Annotated in this window: 16 protein-coding genes; 12 read left to right on the top strand and 4 right to left on the bottom strand. The window is 38.7% G+C overall.

The window, feature by feature from the left end; translation table 11 throughout:
- Positions 1-11: 11 nt before the first annotated feature.
- The 3 genes from LKE05_RS10715 (at position 12) to LKE05_RS10705 (ending at position 5,190) form a co-directional block, all read left to right on the top strand.
- Entirely contained in the window at positions 12-1,442 is a 1,431-nt protein-coding gene (locus tag LKE05_RS10715; protein WP_308456854.1) for a sensor histidine kinase, read from the top strand.
- On the top strand, positions 1,432-2,364 hold the full coding sequence (locus tag LKE05_RS10710) for a GerMN domain-containing protein (RefSeq protein ID WP_308456853.1): 933 nt from the start codon (positions 1,432-1,434) through the stop codon (positions 2,362-2,364). The genes LKE05_RS10715 and LKE05_RS10710 overlap by 11 nt, the downstream gene beginning before the upstream one ends.
- Positions 2,365-2,589: 225 nt before the next feature.
- Positions 2,590-5,190, top strand: coding sequence for a calcium-translocating P-type ATPase, PMCA-type (locus LKE05_RS10705; protein WP_373367881.1), 2,601 nt, complete (start codon positions 2,590-2,592; stop codon positions 5,188-5,190).
- 41 nt (positions 5,191-5,231) lie between these two features.
- Here the strand turns inward: LKE05_RS10705 and LKE05_RS10700 are convergent, their stop codons facing one another.
- Entirely contained in the window at positions 5,232-6,098 is an 867-nt protein-coding gene (locus LKE05_RS10700) for a DMT family transporter (RefSeq protein ID WP_308456852.1), read from the bottom strand.
- A 174-nt stretch (positions 6,099-6,272) separates the two neighbouring features.
- On the opposite strand from LKE05_RS10700, the gene LKE05_RS10695 reads away from it, so the two are divergent.
- From LKE05_RS10695 to LKE05_RS10655, 9 genes are all read left to right on the top strand, one after another.
- Complete coding sequence (locus LKE05_RS10695) at positions 6,273-8,780, top strand: NlpC/P60 family protein (protein WP_308456851.1); 2,508 nt, start codon at positions 6,273-6,275, stop codon at positions 8,778-8,780.
- A gap of 19 nt (positions 8,781-8,799) precedes the next feature.
- On the top strand, positions 8,800-9,456 hold the full coding sequence (locus LKE05_RS10690; RefSeq protein WP_117967009.1) for a RasGAP domain-containing protein: 657 nt from the start codon (positions 8,800-8,802) through the stop codon (positions 9,454-9,456).
- 237 nt (positions 9,457-9,693) lie between these two features.
- On the top strand, positions 9,694-10,293 hold the full coding sequence (locus LKE05_RS10685) for a dockerin type I domain-containing protein (protein ID WP_308456850.1): 600 nt from the start codon (positions 9,694-9,696) through the stop codon (positions 10,291-10,293).
- 50 nt (positions 10,294-10,343) lie between these two features.
- The gene (locus tag LKE05_RS10680; protein WP_308456849.1) at positions 10,344-12,698 is read left to right on the top strand and encodes an S-layer homology domain-containing protein; all 2,355 of its coding nucleotides are present in this window, start codon (positions 10,344-10,346) and stop codon (positions 12,696-12,698) included.
- 171 nt (positions 12,699-12,869) lie between these two features.
- On the top strand, positions 12,870-13,544 hold the full coding sequence (locus LKE05_RS10675; protein ID WP_117968388.1) for a uracil-DNA glycosylase: 675 nt from the start codon (positions 12,870-12,872) through the stop codon (positions 13,542-13,544).
- 12 nt (positions 13,545-13,556) lie between these two features.
- A complete protein-coding gene (gene coaE, locus LKE05_RS10670; protein ID WP_147514855.1) occupies positions 13,557-14,153 on the top strand; it encodes a dephospho-CoA kinase in 597 nt (198 codons plus the stop codon).
- On the top strand, positions 14,146-14,691 hold the full coding sequence (locus LKE05_RS10665) for a lytic transglycosylase domain-containing protein (protein WP_308456848.1): 546 nt from the start codon (positions 14,146-14,148) through the stop codon (positions 14,689-14,691). The genes coaE and LKE05_RS10665 overlap by 8 nt, the downstream gene beginning before the upstream one ends.
- Before the next feature lie 44 nt (positions 14,692-14,735).
- Entirely contained in the window at positions 14,736-15,359 is a 624-nt protein-coding gene (locus LKE05_RS10660) for a cytidylate kinase-like family protein (RefSeq protein ID WP_118446680.1), read from the top strand.
- 26 nt (positions 15,360-15,385) lie between these two features.
- Positions 15,386-16,186, top strand: a complete 801-nt coding sequence (locus LKE05_RS10655; RefSeq protein ID WP_118446685.1) for an undecaprenyl-diphosphate phosphatase — start codon at positions 15,386-15,388, stop codon at positions 16,184-16,186.
- Positions 16,187-16,232: 46 nt separating this feature from the next.
- Here the strand turns inward: LKE05_RS10655 and LKE05_RS10650 are convergent, their stop codons facing one another.
- The 3 genes from LKE05_RS10650 to gyrA are packed head-to-tail and all read right to left on the bottom strand — an operon-like array spanning position 16,233 to position 20,236.
- A complete protein-coding gene (locus LKE05_RS10650; RefSeq protein ID WP_308456847.1) occupies positions 16,233-16,706 on the bottom strand; it encodes a peptidylprolyl isomerase in 474 nt (157 codons plus the stop codon).
- Positions 16,707-16,724: 18 nt separating this feature from the next.
- A complete protein-coding gene (locus LKE05_RS10645) occupies positions 16,725-17,678 on the bottom strand; it encodes a peptidylprolyl isomerase (protein ID WP_117968393.1) in 954 nt (317 codons plus the stop codon).
- 2 nt (positions 17,679-17,680) lie between these two features.
- On the bottom strand, positions 17,681-20,236 hold the full coding sequence (gyrA, locus tag LKE05_RS10640; protein ID WP_308456846.1) for a DNA gyrase subunit A: 2,556 nt from the start codon (positions 20,234-20,236) through the stop codon (positions 17,681-17,683).
- Positions 20,237-20,354: the final 118 nt, after the last annotated feature.

The following is a 20,354-nucleotide window of genomic DNA, read 5'->3' as shown; positions in this document are numbered from 1 at the left end:
TCACCAATTCAATGCGTTTTACGATGATTGCAACTTATCTTGCAATTATTGTTACAACGCTTGTTTTGATGAGTATTTATATAATCAGTCTGCTTAGCGAGAATCTGTACAGTACGGAAACGATAAATATGTTTGCAAAGGCGAATATTATATCTGAAACCATTGCGGACGTATGGGGAAGCGATACATCTGCAACTTCGGCTCAAAAGTTTTCGGATGTTGTTGAGCGAAGCCTTGCAGGTACGAATATAAGAGGTGTTGTGACAAATAAATCGTATTCGGTTTTGTATGACACGAACGAAGAATCACAGCTTATCGGCAAGGTTTTTATGCGTGACGTTTTAAAACGTGCGCTTGACGGCGAACAAGCCGATATTATAACGACAGGCGAAAACAATATGCGTCTTATAAGCGTTGCGGTGCCTGTAACATTCGGCGGTGAAATAATCGGAAGTGTGTATTTGGCAGAATCGATAAACACGATTGATGATACAGTCCGAACGACAAGGAACAGTCTTATAGTTTTCAGTACGCTTATTGTAATTCTTATCGGTATGCTTAGTTTGGGTATGAGCTATATTATAACGTCACCGATTGAAGAATTTATTGCCGTTGCAAAGGAAATTTCAAAGGGTAATTTCTCAAAGCATGTTGAAGTTAAAGGTCATAATGAGATCGCACAAATGGCACAAATGCTTAATTATATGTGTGACGAACTTGAACTTTTGGAAGAAAAAAGACGTAAGTTTGTTTCGGACGCGTCACACGAACTTAAAACCCCTATGGCTGGCATAAAACTTATATGCGACAGTCTTGTTGCGGCGGAAAATCCCGATCCGGCTATGGTAAAGGAATTCCTCGGCGATATGTCGGACGAGGTTGACAGACTTACAAGAATTGTCGAAAGACTGCTTGTGCTTACAAAACTTGACGCAGGCGGTAATTCGCTGAAACTTGAAGAAGTCGATATTAAGATGCTTATAAGTCAGGTTGTAAAAAAACTTACACCGATTGCGAATGCAAAGGATATTGTTATATATGTTGACAATCATCAGACAGAATTTAGCCCGATTTTACTTGACTATGACAAAATGTATGAGGCGATATACAATATCGCGGATAATGCGATTAAATATTCGCCGGAGGGCGGTTTTGTCCATATCGACCTTACGGCAGACAATGACTGTCTGACAATAAAAATTGAGGACAACGGTCCGGGAATACCGGAGGGCGAGCGTGACAGAATATTTGAACGTTTTTACAGACTTGACGATTCGAGAGCGAGAGATACCGGCGGAACGGGTCTTGGACTTGCTATCACAAAAGAGGCCGTACTTATGCATAACGGTACTATAGACGTTGCAAATGTGTCGGATATAGGCAGTGTATTCACAATACGTTTACCTTACAAGATTACTATTGGAGGACAGAATGAAAAGTAAAAAGGGAGTAATAGCTATCGTTGCGGTTGCGGTGCTGACAGTGGCGGCGGTTGTCGGAATACTTATAAAAAAAGATTACGGCAGTTATCGCTACAACAGTGAACTGTATTTCTTTAATGAAACGGCGACTTCGATAGTTATGGAAAATCGTGAAATTAAATATAAGGACGATAAGGAACTTGCGGAGTCTGTAATTGAGGCACTTATGAAAGGTCCCGACAACAGCCGTTATATGAAAATTATTGAAAAAAATACGAAGTTGCTGTCGCTTAACGACGTTGATTCCGGTAATATTGTTGTAAACTTTTCAGGTGAATTTTTGACAGGCGACAATACAAAAGATGTGCTTGCGGTTTATGCAGTTGTGAAATCGTTGTGTGCAATCAGCAGTGTTGACAGTGTTAAAGTAATTGTTGAGGGCAAGGATGTTGCAACGGCGGACGGCTCGATTATAGGGTATTTGCGAAATCAGGACATTAATCTGCCAACCGATACATATAACAGCGAAACGCGTGAAATTGCATTGTATTTTCCAAATAAAGACGGCAACAAGCTTGTTATGGAAACAAGAACGATTAAAGTCACCGACCAACAACCTTTGGCACAATATATTATAAATGAACTTATCAAAGGTCCCGAAAACAAGGAACTGTCAGTACCGCTCAGCAAGGATACCGTACTTTTGAGTGTGGAAACTTCGGATAATATTTGTTTTGTAAATTTCAAAGCTAATTTTACCGATAAAAATTCGGGTACTGCGGAAAAAGAGAAAATGACGATATATTCAATCGTTGATTCGCTTACCGAACTTGACAGCATTCAGCGTGTTCAATTCCTTATGGACGGTAAAAAAGTTGATAATTTCGGTAATATCAATATCGGAAGTATGTTCGGACGTGACGGAAGTATAATTGCCGAATAAATTTAGAATATGCAGTTGACAGTTTGGTAATAATATGATATTATACAATCAATAAAGGGGAGTAGCTTGCGCATTTTATATGCGTAATATGATGTCGTCAATACACGTTCGGAAGAACCGTATCATATTCTACGAAGCAAGACTTTTATTGCAGATAATTTTTTGTGCTGCAATAAAAAGTCTTGCTTTTTTGTTTGCGGCATAAGTGAGAAGATGGAGGAATTGATTATGAACCCATATCAAATGAAAAAAGAAGATGTGCTTAAAATGCTCGGGACTGATGAAAATGGTCTTACGCAAAATCAAGCAAAGGAAAATCAGAAAAAGTACGGCAAAAACGAACTTGCGGAGGGTAAAAAGAAAAATCCGTTTATATTGTTTTTGGAGCAGTACAAGGATTTTCTTGTTATAATTCTTATTATTGCGGCGATTATATCCGGTGTGCTCGGCGATATAGAAAGTGCGATCGTAATATTTGTAGTTATAACGATAAATGCGATTTTGGGTACTGTACAGCATATCAAAGCGGAACAGTCGCTTGACAGTCTTAAAGAAATGTCTGCACCGACTGCAAAGGTTATCCGTGACGGTGAAATAAAAGTCGTTGAGGGAAAAGATGTGACAGTAGGCGATGTTGTGGTCATTGAAGCAGGTGATTACGTCTGTTCGGACGGACGTATAATTGAAAATGCGTCCTTGAAGGTTGATGAAAGTGCGATGACCGGCGAGAGTGAGCCTGTCGAAAAACAGGAAACCGTACTTGACGGCGAAAAACCGCTCGGTGACAGAGTGAATATGCTGTATTCGGGAAGTTTTGCGACTTACGGCAGAGCGAAAATGGTTGTAACGTCAGTCGGTATGGAAACCGAAATCGGCAAAATTGCGTCACTGTTAAAAAGTACGCAGGAAAAGAAAACGCCGTTGCAGGAAAGCCTTGATAATTTCGGTAAAAAGCTGTCGCTTATCATAATCGGAATATGCGTTATTGTTTTGGGTTTGGAACTGTTCCGCAGTGACGGTATAAATTTGACAGTGTTTACGGACGCATTTGTGTTTGCGGTTGCACTTGCCGTTGCGGCAATTCCGGAGGCTTTAAGCTCGATTGTTACGATAGTTTTGTCAGTCGGAACACAGAAACTTGCAAAAGAAAATGCGATTATACGAAAATTGCAGGCAGTTGAGGGATTGGGCAGTGTTTCTATAATTTGTTCGGACAAAACGGGTACGCTTACGCAAAATAAAATGACTGTTCAAAAAATTTATTTTGACGGTCAAATTATTGATAAGGACGATGAAATCAATGCACGTCAAGGTCAGCTTATAATAGACGGTGCATTGTGTAACGACTCCGTTCAAAAAGAAGGTCAGGAAATCGGTGATCCGACAGAAATTGCGCTTGTGAATTTTTCGGAAAAGCATGATTTGCCTGTTGAAAAAATGCGTGAAAAATATCAGCGTTTGGGTGAAATTCCTTTTGATTCAGACAGAAAATTGATGAGTACCGTTCATAAAATCGGCGACAATTATAAAATGCTGACAAAAGGTGCGGTTGACGTTTTGTCGGGCAGAATTGATGAAGTCAAAACTATGGACGGAAAAAGACCGTTTACTGCCGAAGATTTGGCAGAGTTAAAGAAAGTTAATACGGAATTTTCTCAAATGGGACTTCGTGTACTTGCTGTGTGCGAACGTGACGTTGATACAGTCGACATAAGCGTTGACGATGAAAAGGACTATATCTTGCTAGGACTTGTTGCAATGCAAGACCCGCCTAGAGAAGAAAGTGCAGAGGCAGTAAGAAAATGTAAAACCGCCGGAATACGTCCTATAATGATAACCGGCGACCACCTTGTGACCGCGTCGGCGATTGCAAGAAAAATCGGTATATTGGATGATAACGGCCGTGCGGTAGAGGGCAGAGAGATTGAAAATCTGTCAGATGAAGAACTTGATGAATTTGTTTCGGACGTGTCGGTTTATGCGCGAGTTTCGCCTGAACATAAAATAAGAATAGTCAGCGCATGGCAGAGAAAAGGCTACATCGTTTCAATGACCGGTGACGGAGTGAATGACGCACCGGCACTTAAACAGGCGGATATAGGTGTGGCAATGGGTATAACGGGCAGTGAAGTGGCAAAAGACGCCGCGTCAATGGTGCTTACGGACGATAATTTTGCAACGATAGTCAAGGCAATCGAAAACGGACGTAATCTGTACAGAAATATTCAACGTGCAATTCAATTCTTGCTTTCGGGTAATACGGCAGGTATACTTGCGGTATTGTATGCGTCATTTATGGCGTTGCCTGTTCCGTTTAAAGCGGTGCATCTGTTGTTTATAAACTTGCTTACGGACAGTTTGCCTGCGATTGCGCTCGGTGTTGAACCGCACAGCAGTGATGTTATGAATGAAAAGCCGCGACCGAAAAATCAATCTATACTTACAAAAAAGGTACTTACAAATATATGTGTTGAGGGCATTGTGATAGGTGTTATGACTATGATTGCGTTTTATGTCGGATTTTTGAGGAATGCCGAAGTTGCAAGTACAATGGCTTTTTCAACGTTGTGTCTGTCAAGACTTGTACATGGCTTTAATTGTAAATCGGATAAACCTGTTTGGTTTACAAAAAAGATGTGGAACAATAAAAGTATGATAGGTGCGTTTTTTGTTGGATTTGTGCTTTTAAATGCCGTATTACTTGTACCTGCACTGCAAGGTATATTTGCGGTTGCACCGCTTACGATTGCGGAACTGTTGACGGTTTACGGATTGTCGCTCGGTACATTCGTGATTGTGCAAATTTTGAAAATGATCAGAAAATAAATTAAAAGAGGTGACAGTCTGAAAAGACCGTCACCTCTTGTTTAATTTTTGTTGTCATTTGAAGAAAGCCAAGCACCGATTACCATAAAAATTAATGCTATAAAATAAGTAGCCGTAGGAATTTGCTTGAATATAATCAATGACAGGATAGCGGCTATAAACGGAGAAATTGCGTAATAAGCACTTGTCCGTGCCGCACCGAGAAGCCTTTGAGCGTAGACATAAAAATATATACTCAATCCGTATGCGATAAATCCGACCAAAAGCACGGGGATCATGCTCCAAAGCACAGTTAAACGTTCACCTATGCACAAGCCTATAATTATCGAGCCTAAGCCTGAAAAAATACCTTTAAGTAAAACGATTTGAAGCGGGTCTTTTGAAGATAGTTTTCTTGTACAGTTGTTTTCAAATCCCCAACAGACAGCGGCAAGAAGTACGAACAGTGAGCCGTACGTAAATTGCAGACTTGATAAATCTTCAAATGATAAAATTCCGCATGAAACCGTTATAAACAATATACCGAACCACAATCGCGGACTGATTTTTTCTTTGAATATCATAAGTGCGATAATTGCCGTTGCGACAATTTCAAAATTGTTGAGCAGTGACGCATTGGCGGCGGTTGTCGCGTTCAATCCGAACATCAAGCAAATCGGTGCGGCTACGTCCAAAAGTATCATTGCCACAGTGTACGGCAATTCCGATTTTGTCAGTTTTAATTCGTTTGTTTCTGTTTTTCTGATTTTGCGGACGAGTGCAATTATAATCATTCCTATTCCTGCACCGACATAAAGAAAACCCGCCATTAAAGTCGGCGGAATGCAGTCGAGCAATATTTTTGAAAACGGAGCGTTGATGGCGTATAATGCCGCCGCAAGTATTGCAAATGCTATGCCCTTTTTCATATTTAAACCTCCAAAAACCATAGTACGGATATTGTATCACAAATTTTTGTGAAAATAAAGGTATTAAACCATTATTTTGGTCATAAAAAATTAACAATTTGTTTATAGACAATTACGGTTACATTTGATATAATGTAAACTGTAAATTAATCTGTTAAAAAGGAGTTGAGGTGTTTGAAGGTCAGGAAGAAGGCAGTATTATGTGCTATATTAGCCGGAATAATGTTGTCAACAGCTACACCCAGCTTAAAATTAACCGTTTTTGCCGATTCGGCAATAACAGAAACAGAGGCTTTGGATAAGGCAGTTGCTTTATATGAACATCTTACGGATAAAGAAGTCGAAATCCCACAGGGACTTGACGAAACGGGACTTGATACAAATTTAATAAAACCTATTGTGTTGGGATATATTAATTTTGAAGATACCGAAGAGGCAAAACAAGAGAAAAGTATAACAAAACAGGATTTTATGACAATCCTATACAAAACAATAATTACATACAACGACAGTTACACGATTTATGAAGATGAGGCAAACTCAATTCTGAATGAATGTTACGACAACGCATATATTGATGATGAAAACAGAATTGCATATGCGTTTATGATGAAACAAGGCATAATTACAGCAAAATTCGGTACAGAGCCGAACAAAGAGCTTACAAAAGAAGAATGTGAAACTCTTATCGACACTGTATATGATTATTTTGCACAGAATGTAATGGTGACAGTCGGCGGAAAAGAAATAAGAGTCGGTGCGAATGTCAGCACAATTCTTGATACGTTCGGTGAACCTAACAGAATTGACCAGACAGAATACGGATTTGAATGGTATGTTTATGATTCAAACTATTCGGAATTTTGTATGGTAGGTGTTGAGGCAGACAGAGTTTGTGCCTTGTACACAAACAGTTCAAGCTTTGATTTTAACGGGATGAAGTCGGGTGACGACTATTCAAAGACAGCGGATTATCTTGATAATCGTTGTTACAGATTTTATGCCGACTCGGAAGGACATCTTGATTCGATATTGTACAATCCGCGTTATCGCGGTGTTGATGACAGCACATCTGTAAAACGTTCAAAGTCGATGATTCTTCTTGATATGATAAACTCATACAGAAGTAAGCATAACAAGACTGTATATGTTGAAGATTCCGATATGAATGCGGCGGCATGGCTTTCGTCACTTGATTTTATGAATGAAAAGGAATATGAAAGTGATGTGATTACACAGTCGGGTTATGATGTGTTCTCTGTATATCGTCAGTTGCTTGAAAGCGATAACGATATTCTTGTACAGGACACACAATACACATCTCCTATCGGTTTGAATACAACAACAGACTTATCGGGTGGTATTCAGGCAAAAATAGTTACGGATACAACATCAATAGCCGTACCGGAAGAAAAGACAACTGTTGAAATACCGCAAAAGGATTACAGCGTAACACCTGTTGAGGAGGTTACAACACCGATACTCAATTCGCCGGTAACGGAAGATAATTATGAAGAAGGCGATGACGTTGTAATTGAGCTTGCTATGCAGGCGGCAACGGAATATCATATAGAAATGTTTGACGTTGAAAACGATGAATATGCGGTAAATGAGTATATCACTACCAATTCAACGGAAATTACATTGCCGTCTGAATTATTCAAAACAGGCAGAGATTACAGACTTATCGTAAGCTCAATCACAGATGACGGTGAAGCTTTGAGTGCCGATGAAGTGCTTATAAGCTACGGTACTGCATATGATACAGGCGTTAATATCGTTACTCCTTACAATAACGGCGTTACAGATGACGACTATGTGTCAATCGCATGGGAATCCGACAAGTATCACGATTTTTACGTCGATTTGTATGACTCGGACGGAAATCTTGTTGTGAGCAAGATTGTCGAAGACGAATATGAGGCACTTATTCAGGGTGTTGATCCGGGTAAGTATTTCTTATATATAACTGCGTTAAGACGTGGAAGTAAAGTTGAAAAGGCACAGGATTGCGTGACGTTTGAAGTAACTCAGGCAGAGCCTGTTATAAATGAAATTATTCTTGATAAGGATGATACATATTACTTTGTTTATGAGGACGAGGCTTTGGGACTTTTGTACTTCTACGATGAAGAATTGGTTGACGTTGATGAAGAGGACGAAAACGGCAACGTGCAGACAGTCACAAAGAAGAAAATCATTCAGAAACAAGTTAAAGCGACAAAGGGCTACAGACAACTTGCCAAGTACAGAAATAAAATGGAATACACAACGGGCGACCCTGTTATAAGAACGCATATGCTTACGGGCGATAATGAAAAGGGTAATGCGATAGTGAGCGAGGCTGAGAAGTATTTGGGCGTGCCGTATGTATGGGGCGGAACAACTCCGGACGGCTTTGACTGTAGCGGACTTGTTCAGTATGTATGTAATTCGCTTGGCATAAACGTAAATCGTGTTGCGGAAGACCAGTTTAAGAACGGTACTGCGGTGAATAAAGATGAACTTCAACCGGGTGATCTTGTATTCTTTGAACAAAACGGATACATTCACCATGTCGGTATTTATGCCGGTGACGGAATGATGATTCACGCACCGAGAACTGGTGATGTGGTAAAATATCAGTCTATGGAAACTGATTATTACCGCAGTCAGTACGCAGGAGCAAGAAGAGTTTACTAATGATACAGGGGGGATTGAAATGGCATCATCTGTAAAAGCTTGTACAAATTCGCGTTACAGAAAAACCAATATAGTGATTATTACAATATTGAGTTTGCTTTCGTGTTTTGCACTTGTAATGGTGATATATAATCTTATAAAGGGCAGTTATTTGTTTTCGATTGCGTGGTTTATCGCTACGATATTGGCGTCAACATATGTTCTTATAAGAATTAATACCGTCTTTGCAACATATATTTCAACAGACAGAATGAATTTGTTTATGAAAAATTGGAATAATGACTTTTTACCGTATGATTATGATAATAAAGTTAAAATTTTGAGTGAATTTATACCGGCGAAAACGAAAATTGTTGAGATACCTCTTAATGAAATAAGTAAGGTGCTTATCGGCACAAAAAATTTTATAAAGAGAAATGTTGCACCTGATTCTGATTTTGTGAAGAATATACGCGTGCTTGAAAAGTCGAAAGACTTTTATAAGAAGAAAACCATTTCGAGTATGGATATATTATATGTAGAAACTTTTGAAAAAGAGTGCTATTATATGCCGATTGTTAAGTTCGATACGAGAAATGTGACTAAAATTGTGCAAATGATTCAAAGGATTAATCCTGAATTGCTTATAAGAGTAAGCAGCAGGGAATACAGAACGCTTAGAATGGCGTCAAAATAATTAAGGGCGAGCCGTAAGGTTCGCTTTTTTGATGCTTAGTTGTTGAAAATGCACAAAATATAAATGCTAATTTAATTCAAAATCACGAAAAATAACATAAAACCAAAAAAGAATTGAAATTTTTGTTCTTATAGTTTATAATGTAAATATATGAATGTAACTTGTATGTGTGTCCGTATTTTATAGACACTCAAACAAAAAAACAAAAAATTTATTTTAGAAAAGGGGTAAAACAAAATGAAGAAATTCTCAAAACTATTTCTATCATGCGCAGCAGTAGCAGCAGTTACAGCTGCAGTCGCAACATCAGCTATGGCAGCTGGTATTTCAGCTACATATGCACCAGCAGATGCAACTCATGAAACAGCTACATTGACAATCGATGCAAGCGGTTACACAGCAGCTCAAAAGACTTTGCTTGTTCTTAAGCCTGGTAAAACACTTGAAACCGTTAAAGTTTCTGAAGGCGATGTTCTTCAAATCGACCAACAAGACGGCAATGACACTATAACAGTTGCTCTACCAAAGGACCTTGCAGACGGTAAATACACAGTTTACATGGGTGGCGACGGTCAGGTTTATTCAACAAACTTCAAAGTAGGTAACGCTTCATCAGTTCTTGTCGGTGACGTTAACCAAGACACAAAGATTAACCTTTCAGATGCTACAGGCGTTGTACAACACGCAATGAAGGTTAAAGCTATAACAGATGCAGATGCTCTTATCGCAGCTGATGCTAATGATGATAGCAAGATTAATCTTTTAGATGCTACTTGTATCGTAAAATATTCTGTTAAGATGACAGATGGTATCGGTAATGTAGGTCAATTAAAGTAATTAGTTTATCTTGTGTAAAAAATCAAATAAGATAAAAGGAGTAAATTAGAATGAAGAACAAAAAAATCATTTCTTTGATTTGTGCTTTGGCAATGATATTCACAATGTTCTCAGCTATTACAGTTAATGCTGCAGATGCAAAGGGAATTGATCTTAGTGCAGATATTTCAAAAGACAACAAAACAATAACAGTTAATGCAACAGCCGTAGGAACAGAAGGTGCTCTAAGCAACTTCACAATCGCAATGACAGTTCCAGAAGGTGTTACAACTGATAATGTAAAAGCAGAATCAGCATCAACACAATCACTAACAACAAATGTTGCAGACGGTATTTTGTATGTAGGATTCCTTGATATGTCAGGTAAGGGTGTAACATTTGCTGACAATAAGCTTGTTACAATTACAATTTCACTTCCAACAGCTCTTACAGATGATGTGACAATGACATTGACAGACGAAGCAGGTATCCAGGATAACAATGGTGCTATATATGTATCAGATGGTATGAAAGCCTCATCAGTAACAGTTATACCATCAGGCAAGCCGACACCAAAGCCAACATCACCTGCACGTCCAACAATAGCTCCTGTTCCTACAGTAAATCCAGACGTAACACCTGTTCCTACAGATGTTCCAGTAGTAGGCAAAGGTATTGGTCTTACATCATCAATCTCAAGTGATAACAAGACAATAACAGTTAATGCAACTGCATCAGGAACTGAAGGTGCTCTAAGCAACTTCACAATCGCAATGACAGTTCCGGAAGGTGTTACAACTGATAATGTAAAAGCAGAATCAGCATCAACACAATCACTAACAACAAATGTTGCAGACGGTATTTTGTATGTAGGATTCCTTGATATGTCAGGTAAGGGTGTAACATTTGCTGATAATAAGCTTGTTACAATTACAATTTCACTTCCAACAGCTTTGACAGCACCAGTTGCACTAACATTGACAGACGAAGCAGGTATCCAGGATAACAATGGTGCTGTATATGTATCAGATGGTATGACAGCTGCATCAACAGTAGTTACACCATCAACAGAACCTGTTCCTACAGTTAACCCTGTTAAGACAGTTGCATTGAAGAGCGTTGTATCAACTGGTTATGGTGATGCAATTAAGGCAGCTAAAGATGCAGGTAAGGACGTTTACCTAACAGTAGATGTTAAGAAGGGTGACCAGGATGCTGTATACGGTGAAGATTATGAAGCTGTATACAATGGTAAAACTCTAACAGAAGCTGAATACAAGAACCTAATTTCAGGTTACACAGATGCTGATATGGCAGACGTTATCAACGGTCTAACATACAATATCTACAATAGCTCTGTAAATAATGTTTCAACAACAGTTAATGCTATTGATGCTGAAGGTAATGCAGAACAAATTGTTGATCCTAAGGATAACACTCTAACACCTGCTAAGCCGACAGCTAAGCCATCTGAGCCATCAATCTCAGTTAAGGCTTCATCAACAACTGTTGAATTTGATAAGAAGTTCACTGTAACAGCTACAGTTAAGAACGCAAAAGACGGTGCTAAGGTTGCATTCACAACAGATGATGATGAAAAGTATGCAGTAATCTTCGGTACACCTACAGAAATCAATTCTAAGGGTGAAACAAAGGCTACTTACGTTGCAAATGATAAGCCTGGTACAGTTACAATCACAGCAACATACAAAGATACTGAAGGTAACGAAAAGTCAGCATCTGTAAAGGTTACAGTTAAGAAGGCTTCTACAACAACTGGTGGTAATGACGGTACAACTTCAGGTGGTGGCCCTGGCATAATCGCTCCTGGTAACACAGGTGCTGTAACAACACCTAACACAAATACTAACTACAAGCCAGACTTCCAGGATCTTGACTCAGTTGAATGGGCAAGAACAGCAATCAACGGACTTGCTATGAGAGGTATGATTAACGGTAGAGATCAATATACATTCGATCCTAATGCAAACATCACAAGAGCAGAATACTGCCAGATTCTAATGGGTGCTATCAACGCTCTTAACGCCAAAGGTGAATCAACATTCGCAGACGTTCCTTCAACAGCTTGGTACTACAATGCAGTATCAGTTGCAAGTCAACTTGGTATCGTTTCAGGCTACGGTGACGGTAACTTCGGTCCTAATGACCTAATCACAAGACAAGATATGGCTCTTATGACATATAAGACAGCTAAAATCATGAACAAGTCACTTGAACCTGTAAATGCTGAAATCACATTTGAGGATTCACATGAAATCTCAGATTACGCATTTGAAGCAGTTATGACTCTTCAAAAGGCCGGTATTATCAACGGTATGACTGATACAACATTTGAACCACATTCAAATGCTACAAGAGCTCAGTCAGCTAAGGTAATCTTCGATACATTCGTTGATGCTCAATAATTGATATTAAAGTATCTTAAAAGAACAGTCCATACGGACTGTTCTTTTTTGTATTTCAAATCAAATCTATTTTACAAATATAAATATTTGTTTATAATTTTATAATCTAATTGCAATTTAAACGATTTTTTGGTATAATATATATAAGATAATTATTTAGGAGTGAATTGAGTGGTTAATATAGGAAATGATTGGGACGAAATTCTTAAAGATGAATTTAGTAAAGAATATTATCTGAAACTTCGTGCTTTTTTGAAATCTGAATATAAATTGCATTGTATTCATCCTGATATGTATGATATTTTTAATGCTTTGAAATGGACATCTTATGCAAATACGAAGATTGTCATTCTTGGTCAAGACCCGTATCATGAAGTAGGTCAAGCACACGGGTTGGCTTTCTCGGTTCAAAAAGGTGTTAAAATTCCTCCGTCATTATTGAATATGTATAAGGAACTTCATAATGAATTGGGATTGTACATTCCAAATAACGGTTATCTTGAAAAATGGGCAAGGCAAGGTGTGTTGTTGCTTAACTCAGCATTGACTGTCCGTGACGGTCAGGCAAATTCACACAGAAACAAAGGTTGGGAGATATTTACCAACAGAGTTGTCGAGTGTTTGAATGAACGCAAAGACCCGGTAATATTTATGCTTTGGGGTAACAATGCGAAAGAGAAAATAAAGGTTATTACTAATCATTATCATAAAATTTTAACTGCCGCACATCCGAGTCCGTTGTCGGCAAACAGAGGATTTTTCGGCTGCGGTCATTTTGAAACGGCAAACAGAATGTTGACGGAAATGGGTAAAACACCGATAGATTGGCAAATTGAGAACATTTAAGAGGGGATAGAAATGGTTGTTTTCGGTATAACAGGTGGAAGCGGAAGCGGAAAAACATCTGTTTCAAAAATGCTTGAAAAACTGGGTGTGCATATTATTGACACAGATGTAATTGCACACGAAATCGTAGAACCAAACAGTGATTGTCTTAATGAATTGGTCGATTATTTCGGTGATAGCATACTAAATGACGATAAGACATTGAATAGAAAGAAATTAGCATCAATCGCTTTTTCTGACAAACAAAAAACAGAGGCATTAAGCAACATAACGCATAAATATATAAAGGCGGAAGTGGTAAAAGACATAAACACGACTGATGCCGAATTGGTTGGTATAGACGGAGCAGTGATAATCGGAAGTAATGTTGAACCGCTTTGTGAATTTATAGTGTCGGTTATTGCTGATAAACAAAGCAGAATCACACGAATTAAGACGCGTGACAATATTACCGATGAACAGGCGATACAAAGAATTAATGCTCAAAATGATGATGAGTTCTATAAGGAAAATTCAATGTATATCATATATAATAACGGTGATATTGCACAGCTTGAAAGTGATGTTGTCGGGTTATTTAATAAAATAAAGGGGAATAGTTTTGAGTAAAATTTTTAAAGCATTCCTTGTACTTCTTGCAATATTTGTTGCGGTACTGGGTATATTAGGCGGTTATCAAACAAGTCAAAAATTCAAATATCCTGTTGCGTATGCAGATTATATTGTAAAATATTCAAAAGCCAACGACCTTGATCCGTTCTTGGTTATGGCGGTTATAAAGGTTGAAAGTAATTTTGTGCCTGAGGCACATTCGGGTGTTGCCGGCGGACTTATGCAGCTTACTAAGGAAACTGCCGAATGGAACGCTAAAGAATTAGGGATAACGACTGAATATGATTATATGGACCCCGAAACAAATATACGTTTTGGCTGTCATTATTTACGTCACTTGATTGACGTTTACGGAAATATTGACACCGCCTTGGCGGCTTACAACGGTGGTATGGGAAATGTTTATAGTTGGCTTAATGACTCGCGATACAGTGATGACGGAGTGACACTCAAGTATATTCCGTTTTCTGAAACTCGTAATTATGTTGTAAAGGTAAATTCGAGTTGGGAACACTATAAAGAAATGTATCAGTAATGTATATCATTAACATAAAATTAAAACAGAGAGGAGAATGAATTATGTCATTGATAATTACAATAGGAAGACAGTTCGGAAGTGGCGGACGTGATGTAGGTGAAAAGGTTGCGGAGTATTTTAACATACCTTTTTATGACAAGGAGCTTGTTGAACTTGCGGCACAAAAGAGCAATATCAGCAAAGAGGCGTTAAAAGAGGTTGACGAACACGCAACGAACAGTTTTCTTTACTCGCTTGCAAGCGGCAACTACTCAATGAGAGGTATAAACGCACCGATTTATTACGAAATGCCTATAAACGATAAATTATTTATCGCACAGGCTGACGTTATTAAAGAGGTTGCAAAGAGAGGCTCTTGCGTTATCGTCGGACGTTGTGCAGATTATGTTCTTGAAAATGAAAATGTGGACGTTTTAAGTGTATTTGTATACGGCTCGGTTGATTATCGTGCAAAGAGAGTTATGTCGGCACTTGATATTACTCAAGCCAAAGCAAAAGACAAGGTTTTGAAAACCGACAAACAACGTCGTACATATTACGATTACTACACAAGCAAAAATTGGGGAGTTATGTCTAATTACGACTTGTGTATTGATGCTGAAAAATTCGGCATTGAAGAAACTGCAAATATGATAATAAATGCAGCAAAGAAGAAAATTAAATAAGGAGTTGTTATATTTTGTTTCTCGAAATGATTAAATCGATTGTTCTGGGCATTGTTGAAGGTATATCCGAATGGTTGCCTATAAGTTCGACAGGACATATGATACTTGTAAACGAACTTATAAACAATACAGAGGGATTTACCGCATCTGATTTGTATTTGTATGTAATACAGCTTGGAGCAATTTTGGCGGTAGTAACGCTATATTTTCACAAGTTAAATCCGTTTTCACCGAAAAAGACAAATGTTGAAAAAGAGAATACTTGGAAAATGTGGTTCAAGGTTATTATTGCCTGTGTACCGGCTGCGGTTATCGGTCTTGTACTTGATAACTTTATGTCGGCTTGGGAAAATTGGCAGGTCGTTTCGGCGATGCTTATTTTGTACGGTGTAGCGTTCATAGTTGTTGAATCGTTGCACAAGGAAACAAAAATCGAAAGCATGGACGATATGACATACAAAACAGCACTTTTAATCGGACTGTTTCAAGTGTTGTCAATCGTTCCGGGTACATCGCGTTCAGGTGCAACAATACTTGGTGCAATGCTTATAGGTTGTTCACGTTCGGTTGCGGCTGAATTTTCATTCTTCTTGGCTATACCGGTTATGTTCGGAGTAAGCCTACTGAAAGTGCTTAAATACGGCTTGGCTATGCCTATGCAAGATGTGATTGTGCTTTTGACAGGTATGGTTGTTGCGTATATTGTGTCAATGCTTGCAATTAAGTTCTTGATGAACTATGTAAGAAAACACAATTTTAAATCATTCGGTTATTACAGAATTATACTTGGTATATTGGTAATTTTATATTTTAGTTTTATACACTAAAAACAACAACAAAAAAGCTCCGTAAGCATTGCTTACGGAGCTTTTATTATACAAGTCTTATTGTTTTTATAATTTGGTCTTCGATTGGCTTATCCTGCATATCTGTCGGTGTCTCTGCTATTTCGTCAACAACCTCGATACCATCTGTAACCTTACCGAAAGCGGCATACTGACCGTCAAGGTGAGGTGCATCCTCGTGCATAATGAAGAACTGGCTTGACGCACTGTTCGGGAACATTGTTCTTGCCATTGAAAGCACACCTCTTGTATGCTTTAATGGATTTGTAACACCGTTACCGTCAAATTCGCCCTTGATTGAATCTGTTTCTTTGTGCTGACCGTCTGCCGTAAAACCGCCGCCTTGAATCATAAAGCCCGGAATTACACGGTGGAAAATAAGACCGTCAAAGAAGTTTCTTTCGATTAGTGAAACAAAATTTTCTACTGTGATTGGTGCAACGTCCGGATAAAGCTCTGCTTTTATAATTCCGCCGTTTTCCATTTCGATTTCAATATTCATAATTTATCTCCTTGCTTTTTAAGAATTTGACTCTGTTGAGCCTGACTGTAAGAATGGAAGAATGTCATTAAGTTCATCTTCGCTTAATTCATCATCGTTGTTTTTGTCATCATTTGAATTGCTTGATTTACTGCTTGATGAAGAATTTGAACTGCTCGATTTTGAACTTGAGTTTGACTTAGGTGTTGATTTCGGAGCAGTTGTTGATTTTGATGATGATTTAGATGACTTTGAAGATGATGTATCTTCGTCTTCATCATCAGTATCTTTTGAGTTTTTGTCTGTGTCTTTATCTTTTGACGGCTTTGAAGTAGCCTTTGTTTTGCTTGATTTACCGCTTGATACAGATGTGTCAATGGTGATTGTGTCAATCACGATAGGCTCGATAGGGACGTCCTCCATATTTGATGAGGCAACCGTACCTGTTTTTACAGATGCGATTTCATCAACTATATCCATACCCTCTGTAACTCTGCCGAATGCGGCATATTGACCATCAAGGTAAGTCGCATCTTTTTGAACGATAAAGAATTGGCTTGTTGCACTGTCATAATCCTGTGCTCTTGCCATTGAAATTACACCTCTGGTGTGAGAAAGTGTGTTTTCAAAACCGTTCTTTGCAAATTCACCTTTGATAGACTCAGTTTTTTGCTCTTTCAGATTTTCGTCATAGCCGCCGCCTTGAATCATAAAATCTTCAATAACTCTGTGGAATATTGTGCCGTCATAAAAACCGTCTTCTGCAAGTTCAACGAAGTTTTCAACCGTATCAGGTGCAAGATCCGGATATAATTCAAGCATAATTTCGTCACCGTCTTCAAGTTCTATTGTGGCATTGACTGTGTTTTTTACAAGTTCCGGATCGGGTGTTGAAACGGGCTCTTCATCTTTGCCGTTTTGGTTTGTGCCGCATGATGCAAGCACCATTACCATTGATAGAATTATAGCTATAACACTAATTGATTTTTTCATAATTACTCGACATCTCCTTCTGTTTCGCTTTCGTCAACAATTTGAGTTTCGGTTGTATCATCAGCAATAACTTCTTCAGAATTTTCTGCTTCTTCATCAGTTTCTTCTTCACGTTCTGTTCGTGCGATACTCATAACACTTACACCGTCGTCAAGACGCATAACTTTTACACCCTGAGTTTGACGGCTGTATGAAGAAATTTCATCTGTGTGCATTCTTATAATAACACCGTCAGATGTGATAAGAATAATATCGTCATTATCTGTGACAGTTTTCATACCGGCAAGTTTGCCTGTTTTCTCGGTAATACGATAAGTGAAAATACCTTTACCGCCTCTTGACTGAATACGATACTCGTCAAGCGGTGTTTTCTTGCCGTAACCGTTTTCTGTGACAGTAAGAAGCTGGCTGTCGGGCAGTGCAACAGACGCACCGATAACATAGTCGCCGTCGTGAAGTCGGATACCCATAACACCTCTTGTTGTACGGCCTGTTGAACGTACCTCAGTTTCGTTAAAGCGGATTGCATAACCGTCATGTGTAGCAATAATAATATCTTGAGTATTGTCTGTAAGTTTAACTCTGATAAGTTCATCGTTTTCGTCAAGGTCAATCGCACGAAGTCCGCCGTTACGGATTTTTGAGTAATCCATAACGTTTGTCTTTTTGACAATACCGTTTTTGGTGATGAATGTAAGGTATTTGCCGTCCTCGAAGTCCTTAATAGGAATCATTGCGGAAATCTTTTCATCATTTTCAAGCGGAAGTAGGTTTACAATCGCCGTACCCTTTGCCTGTCTGCTTGCCTCAGGAATTTGATAACCTTTCAGCTTGTATACAACACCGCGAGTTGTAAAGAACAACAATGTGTGGTGTGTTGTGGTTGTAAACAGGTGTTCAACGAAGTCCTCTTCACGAGTTGTAAGACCTGAAATACCGCGACCTCCGCGTCTTTGTGATTTATAAGTATCGACAGGCAGACGTTTTGTGTAACCTTTATGAGTAACTGTAACGACAATATCTTCTTCGTCGATAAGGTCGTCAATATCAATTTCAGTTGTAACCATTGATATTTCGGTTCTTCTTTCATCGCCGTACTTATTCTTAATATCGGTAAGGTCGTTCTTAATTATTTCAAGAACTTTGCTTTCATCTGCAAGAATTGAACGTAAGTCTTCGATTTTTACAACAAGTGCTTGATATTCTTCCTCAATCTTGTCACGTTCCATACCGGACAAACGACCGAGCTGCATTTTTACGATTGCGTCTGACTGTGCGTCTGTAAGTGAGAAACGTTCGCACAAGGTTTGCTTTGCGTCAGGAATACTCTTTGACGCGCGGATTATTTTGATTACTTCGTCAACGTTGTCTATAACAATTTTGTAACCCTCTAAGATATGTGCGCGGTCAAGTGCTTTGTCAAGTTCAAACTGTGTACGTCTTGAAATAACATCTTCCTGGTGGGCGATGTAGTAGTCAATCATCTCACGAAGTGTAAGAATTTTCGGCTGTTTGTCTACAAGTGCAAGCAAGATGATGCCGAAAGTATCCTGCATTTGTGTATACTTGAACAGATTGTTAAGTACAACGTTAGGGTTTGCGTCACGTTTAAGTTCGATAACAAGACGAATATGTTCGGTAGATTCGTCACGAGTTGATGAAATACCGTCAATCTTGCCGTCACGAACAAGTTCGTTAATATGCTTTTCAAGCTTTGCTTTGTTTACTTGATAAGGTATTTCTGTGACAACAATTCTGTTTCGGTCATTGTGTTCTTCTATTTCGGCTTTCGCACGAAGAATGATTTTTCCGCGACCTGTTGTATAAGCGTTTCTTATACCGCTTTTGCCCATAATAACGCCGCCGGTTGGGAAATCGGGACCTTGAATATGAGTCATAAGTTCCTCAGTTGTTATCATAGGGTCGTCTATAACTGCGATTATACCGTCAACAACTTCTGTAAGATTGTGCGGCGGAATATTTGTCGCCATACCGACTGCGATACCGGCAGAGCCGTTTACAAGCAAATTCGGAAATCTTGACGGAAGAACGTCAGGCTCTTTTAATTTGTCATCATAGTTAGGTACATAGTCAACCGTATTTTTCTCAATATCGGTAAGCATAAGTGCCGATATTTTAGACATTTTCGCCTCGGTATAACGGTAAGCTGCAGGCGGGTCACCGTCGACAGAACCGAAGTTACCTTTACCTTGTACAAGCGGATATCTAAGTGAGAAATCCTGTGCCAAACGTACCATTGCGTCATATACGGACGCGTCACCGTGAGGGTGATATTTAGCAAGCACGTCACCGACAGTTGCGGCAGACTTTTTAAAATCATTTTCGTATAATAGGTTTGCCTCATACATATCATATAATATACGTCTGTGAACAGGTTTCATACCGTCACGAACGTCAGGAAGGGCACGGCTTACTATAACGCTCATAGCATAATCAATATAAGCTTTTTTCATTTCACTGTTAAGGTCAACATCAATAATATGTTGGTTATTGATTGCGTCCATATCCAGTTTCAATTCTTTGGACTTTTTTGCCATAATTTCCTCCTAATTTTCAGACTTGAAACGTAAATTCCAAGTACAAAATTTAATACTTTTAACTTATTTATTATACCACAAATTGGGCTTAAAATCAAGGAAAATCCTATAAATATTC

This window comes from Hominilimicola fabiformis (assembly GCF_020687385.1).
Classification (GTDB): Bacteria; Bacillota; Clostridia; order UBA1381; family UBA1381; genus Hominilimicola; species Hominilimicola fabiformis.
This window is presented reverse-complemented; position numbering and strand designations above follow the sequence as displayed.

What these genes read in the sequence shown, in the direction of transcription:
- LKE05_RS10715 (WP_308456854.1), top strand. Translation starts at nt 12, where the DNA reads ATGCGTTTTACGATGATTGCAACTTATCTTGCAATTATTGTTACAACG.
- LKE05_RS10710 (WP_308456853.1), top strand. Translation starts at nt 1,432, where the DNA reads ATGAAAAGTAAAAAGGGAGTAATAGCTATCGTTGCGGTTGCGGTGCTG.
- LKE05_RS10700 (WP_308456852.1), bottom strand. Translation starts at nt 6,098, where the DNA reads ATGAAAAAGGGCATAGCATTTGCAATACTTGCGGCGGCATTATACGCC.
- LKE05_RS10690 (WP_117967009.1), top strand. Translation starts at nt 8,800, where the DNA reads ATGGCATCATCTGTAAAAGCTTGTACAAATTCGCGTTACAGAAAAACC.
- LKE05_RS10685 (WP_308456850.1), top strand. Translation starts at nt 9,694, where the DNA reads ATGAAGAAATTCTCAAAACTATTTCTATCATGCGCAGCAGTAGCAGCA.
- LKE05_RS10680 (WP_308456849.1), top strand. Translation starts at nt 10,344, where the DNA reads ATGAAGAACAAAAAAATCATTTCTTTGATTTGTGCTTTGGCAATGATA.
- coaE (WP_147514855.1), top strand. Translation starts at nt 13,557, where the DNA reads ATGGTTGTTTTCGGTATAACAGGTGGAAGCGGAAGCGGAAAAACATCT.
- LKE05_RS10660 (WP_118446680.1), top strand. Translation starts at nt 14,736, where the DNA reads ATGTCATTGATAATTACAATAGGAAGACAGTTCGGAAGTGGCGGACGT.
- LKE05_RS10655 (WP_118446685.1), top strand. Translation starts at nt 15,386, where the DNA reads ATGATTAAATCGATTGTTCTGGGCATTGTTGAAGGTATATCCGAATGG.
- LKE05_RS10650 (WP_308456847.1), bottom strand. Translation starts at nt 16,706, where the DNA reads ATGAATATTGAAATCGAAATGGAAAACGGCGGAATTATAAAAGCAGAG.
- LKE05_RS10645 (WP_117968393.1), bottom strand. Translation starts at nt 17,678, where the DNA reads ATGAAAAAATCAATTAGTGTTATAGCTATAATTCTATCAATGGTAATG.
- gyrA (WP_308456846.1), bottom strand. Translation starts at nt 20,236, where the DNA reads ATGGCAAAAAAGTCCAAAGAATTGAAACTGGATATGGACGCAATCAAT.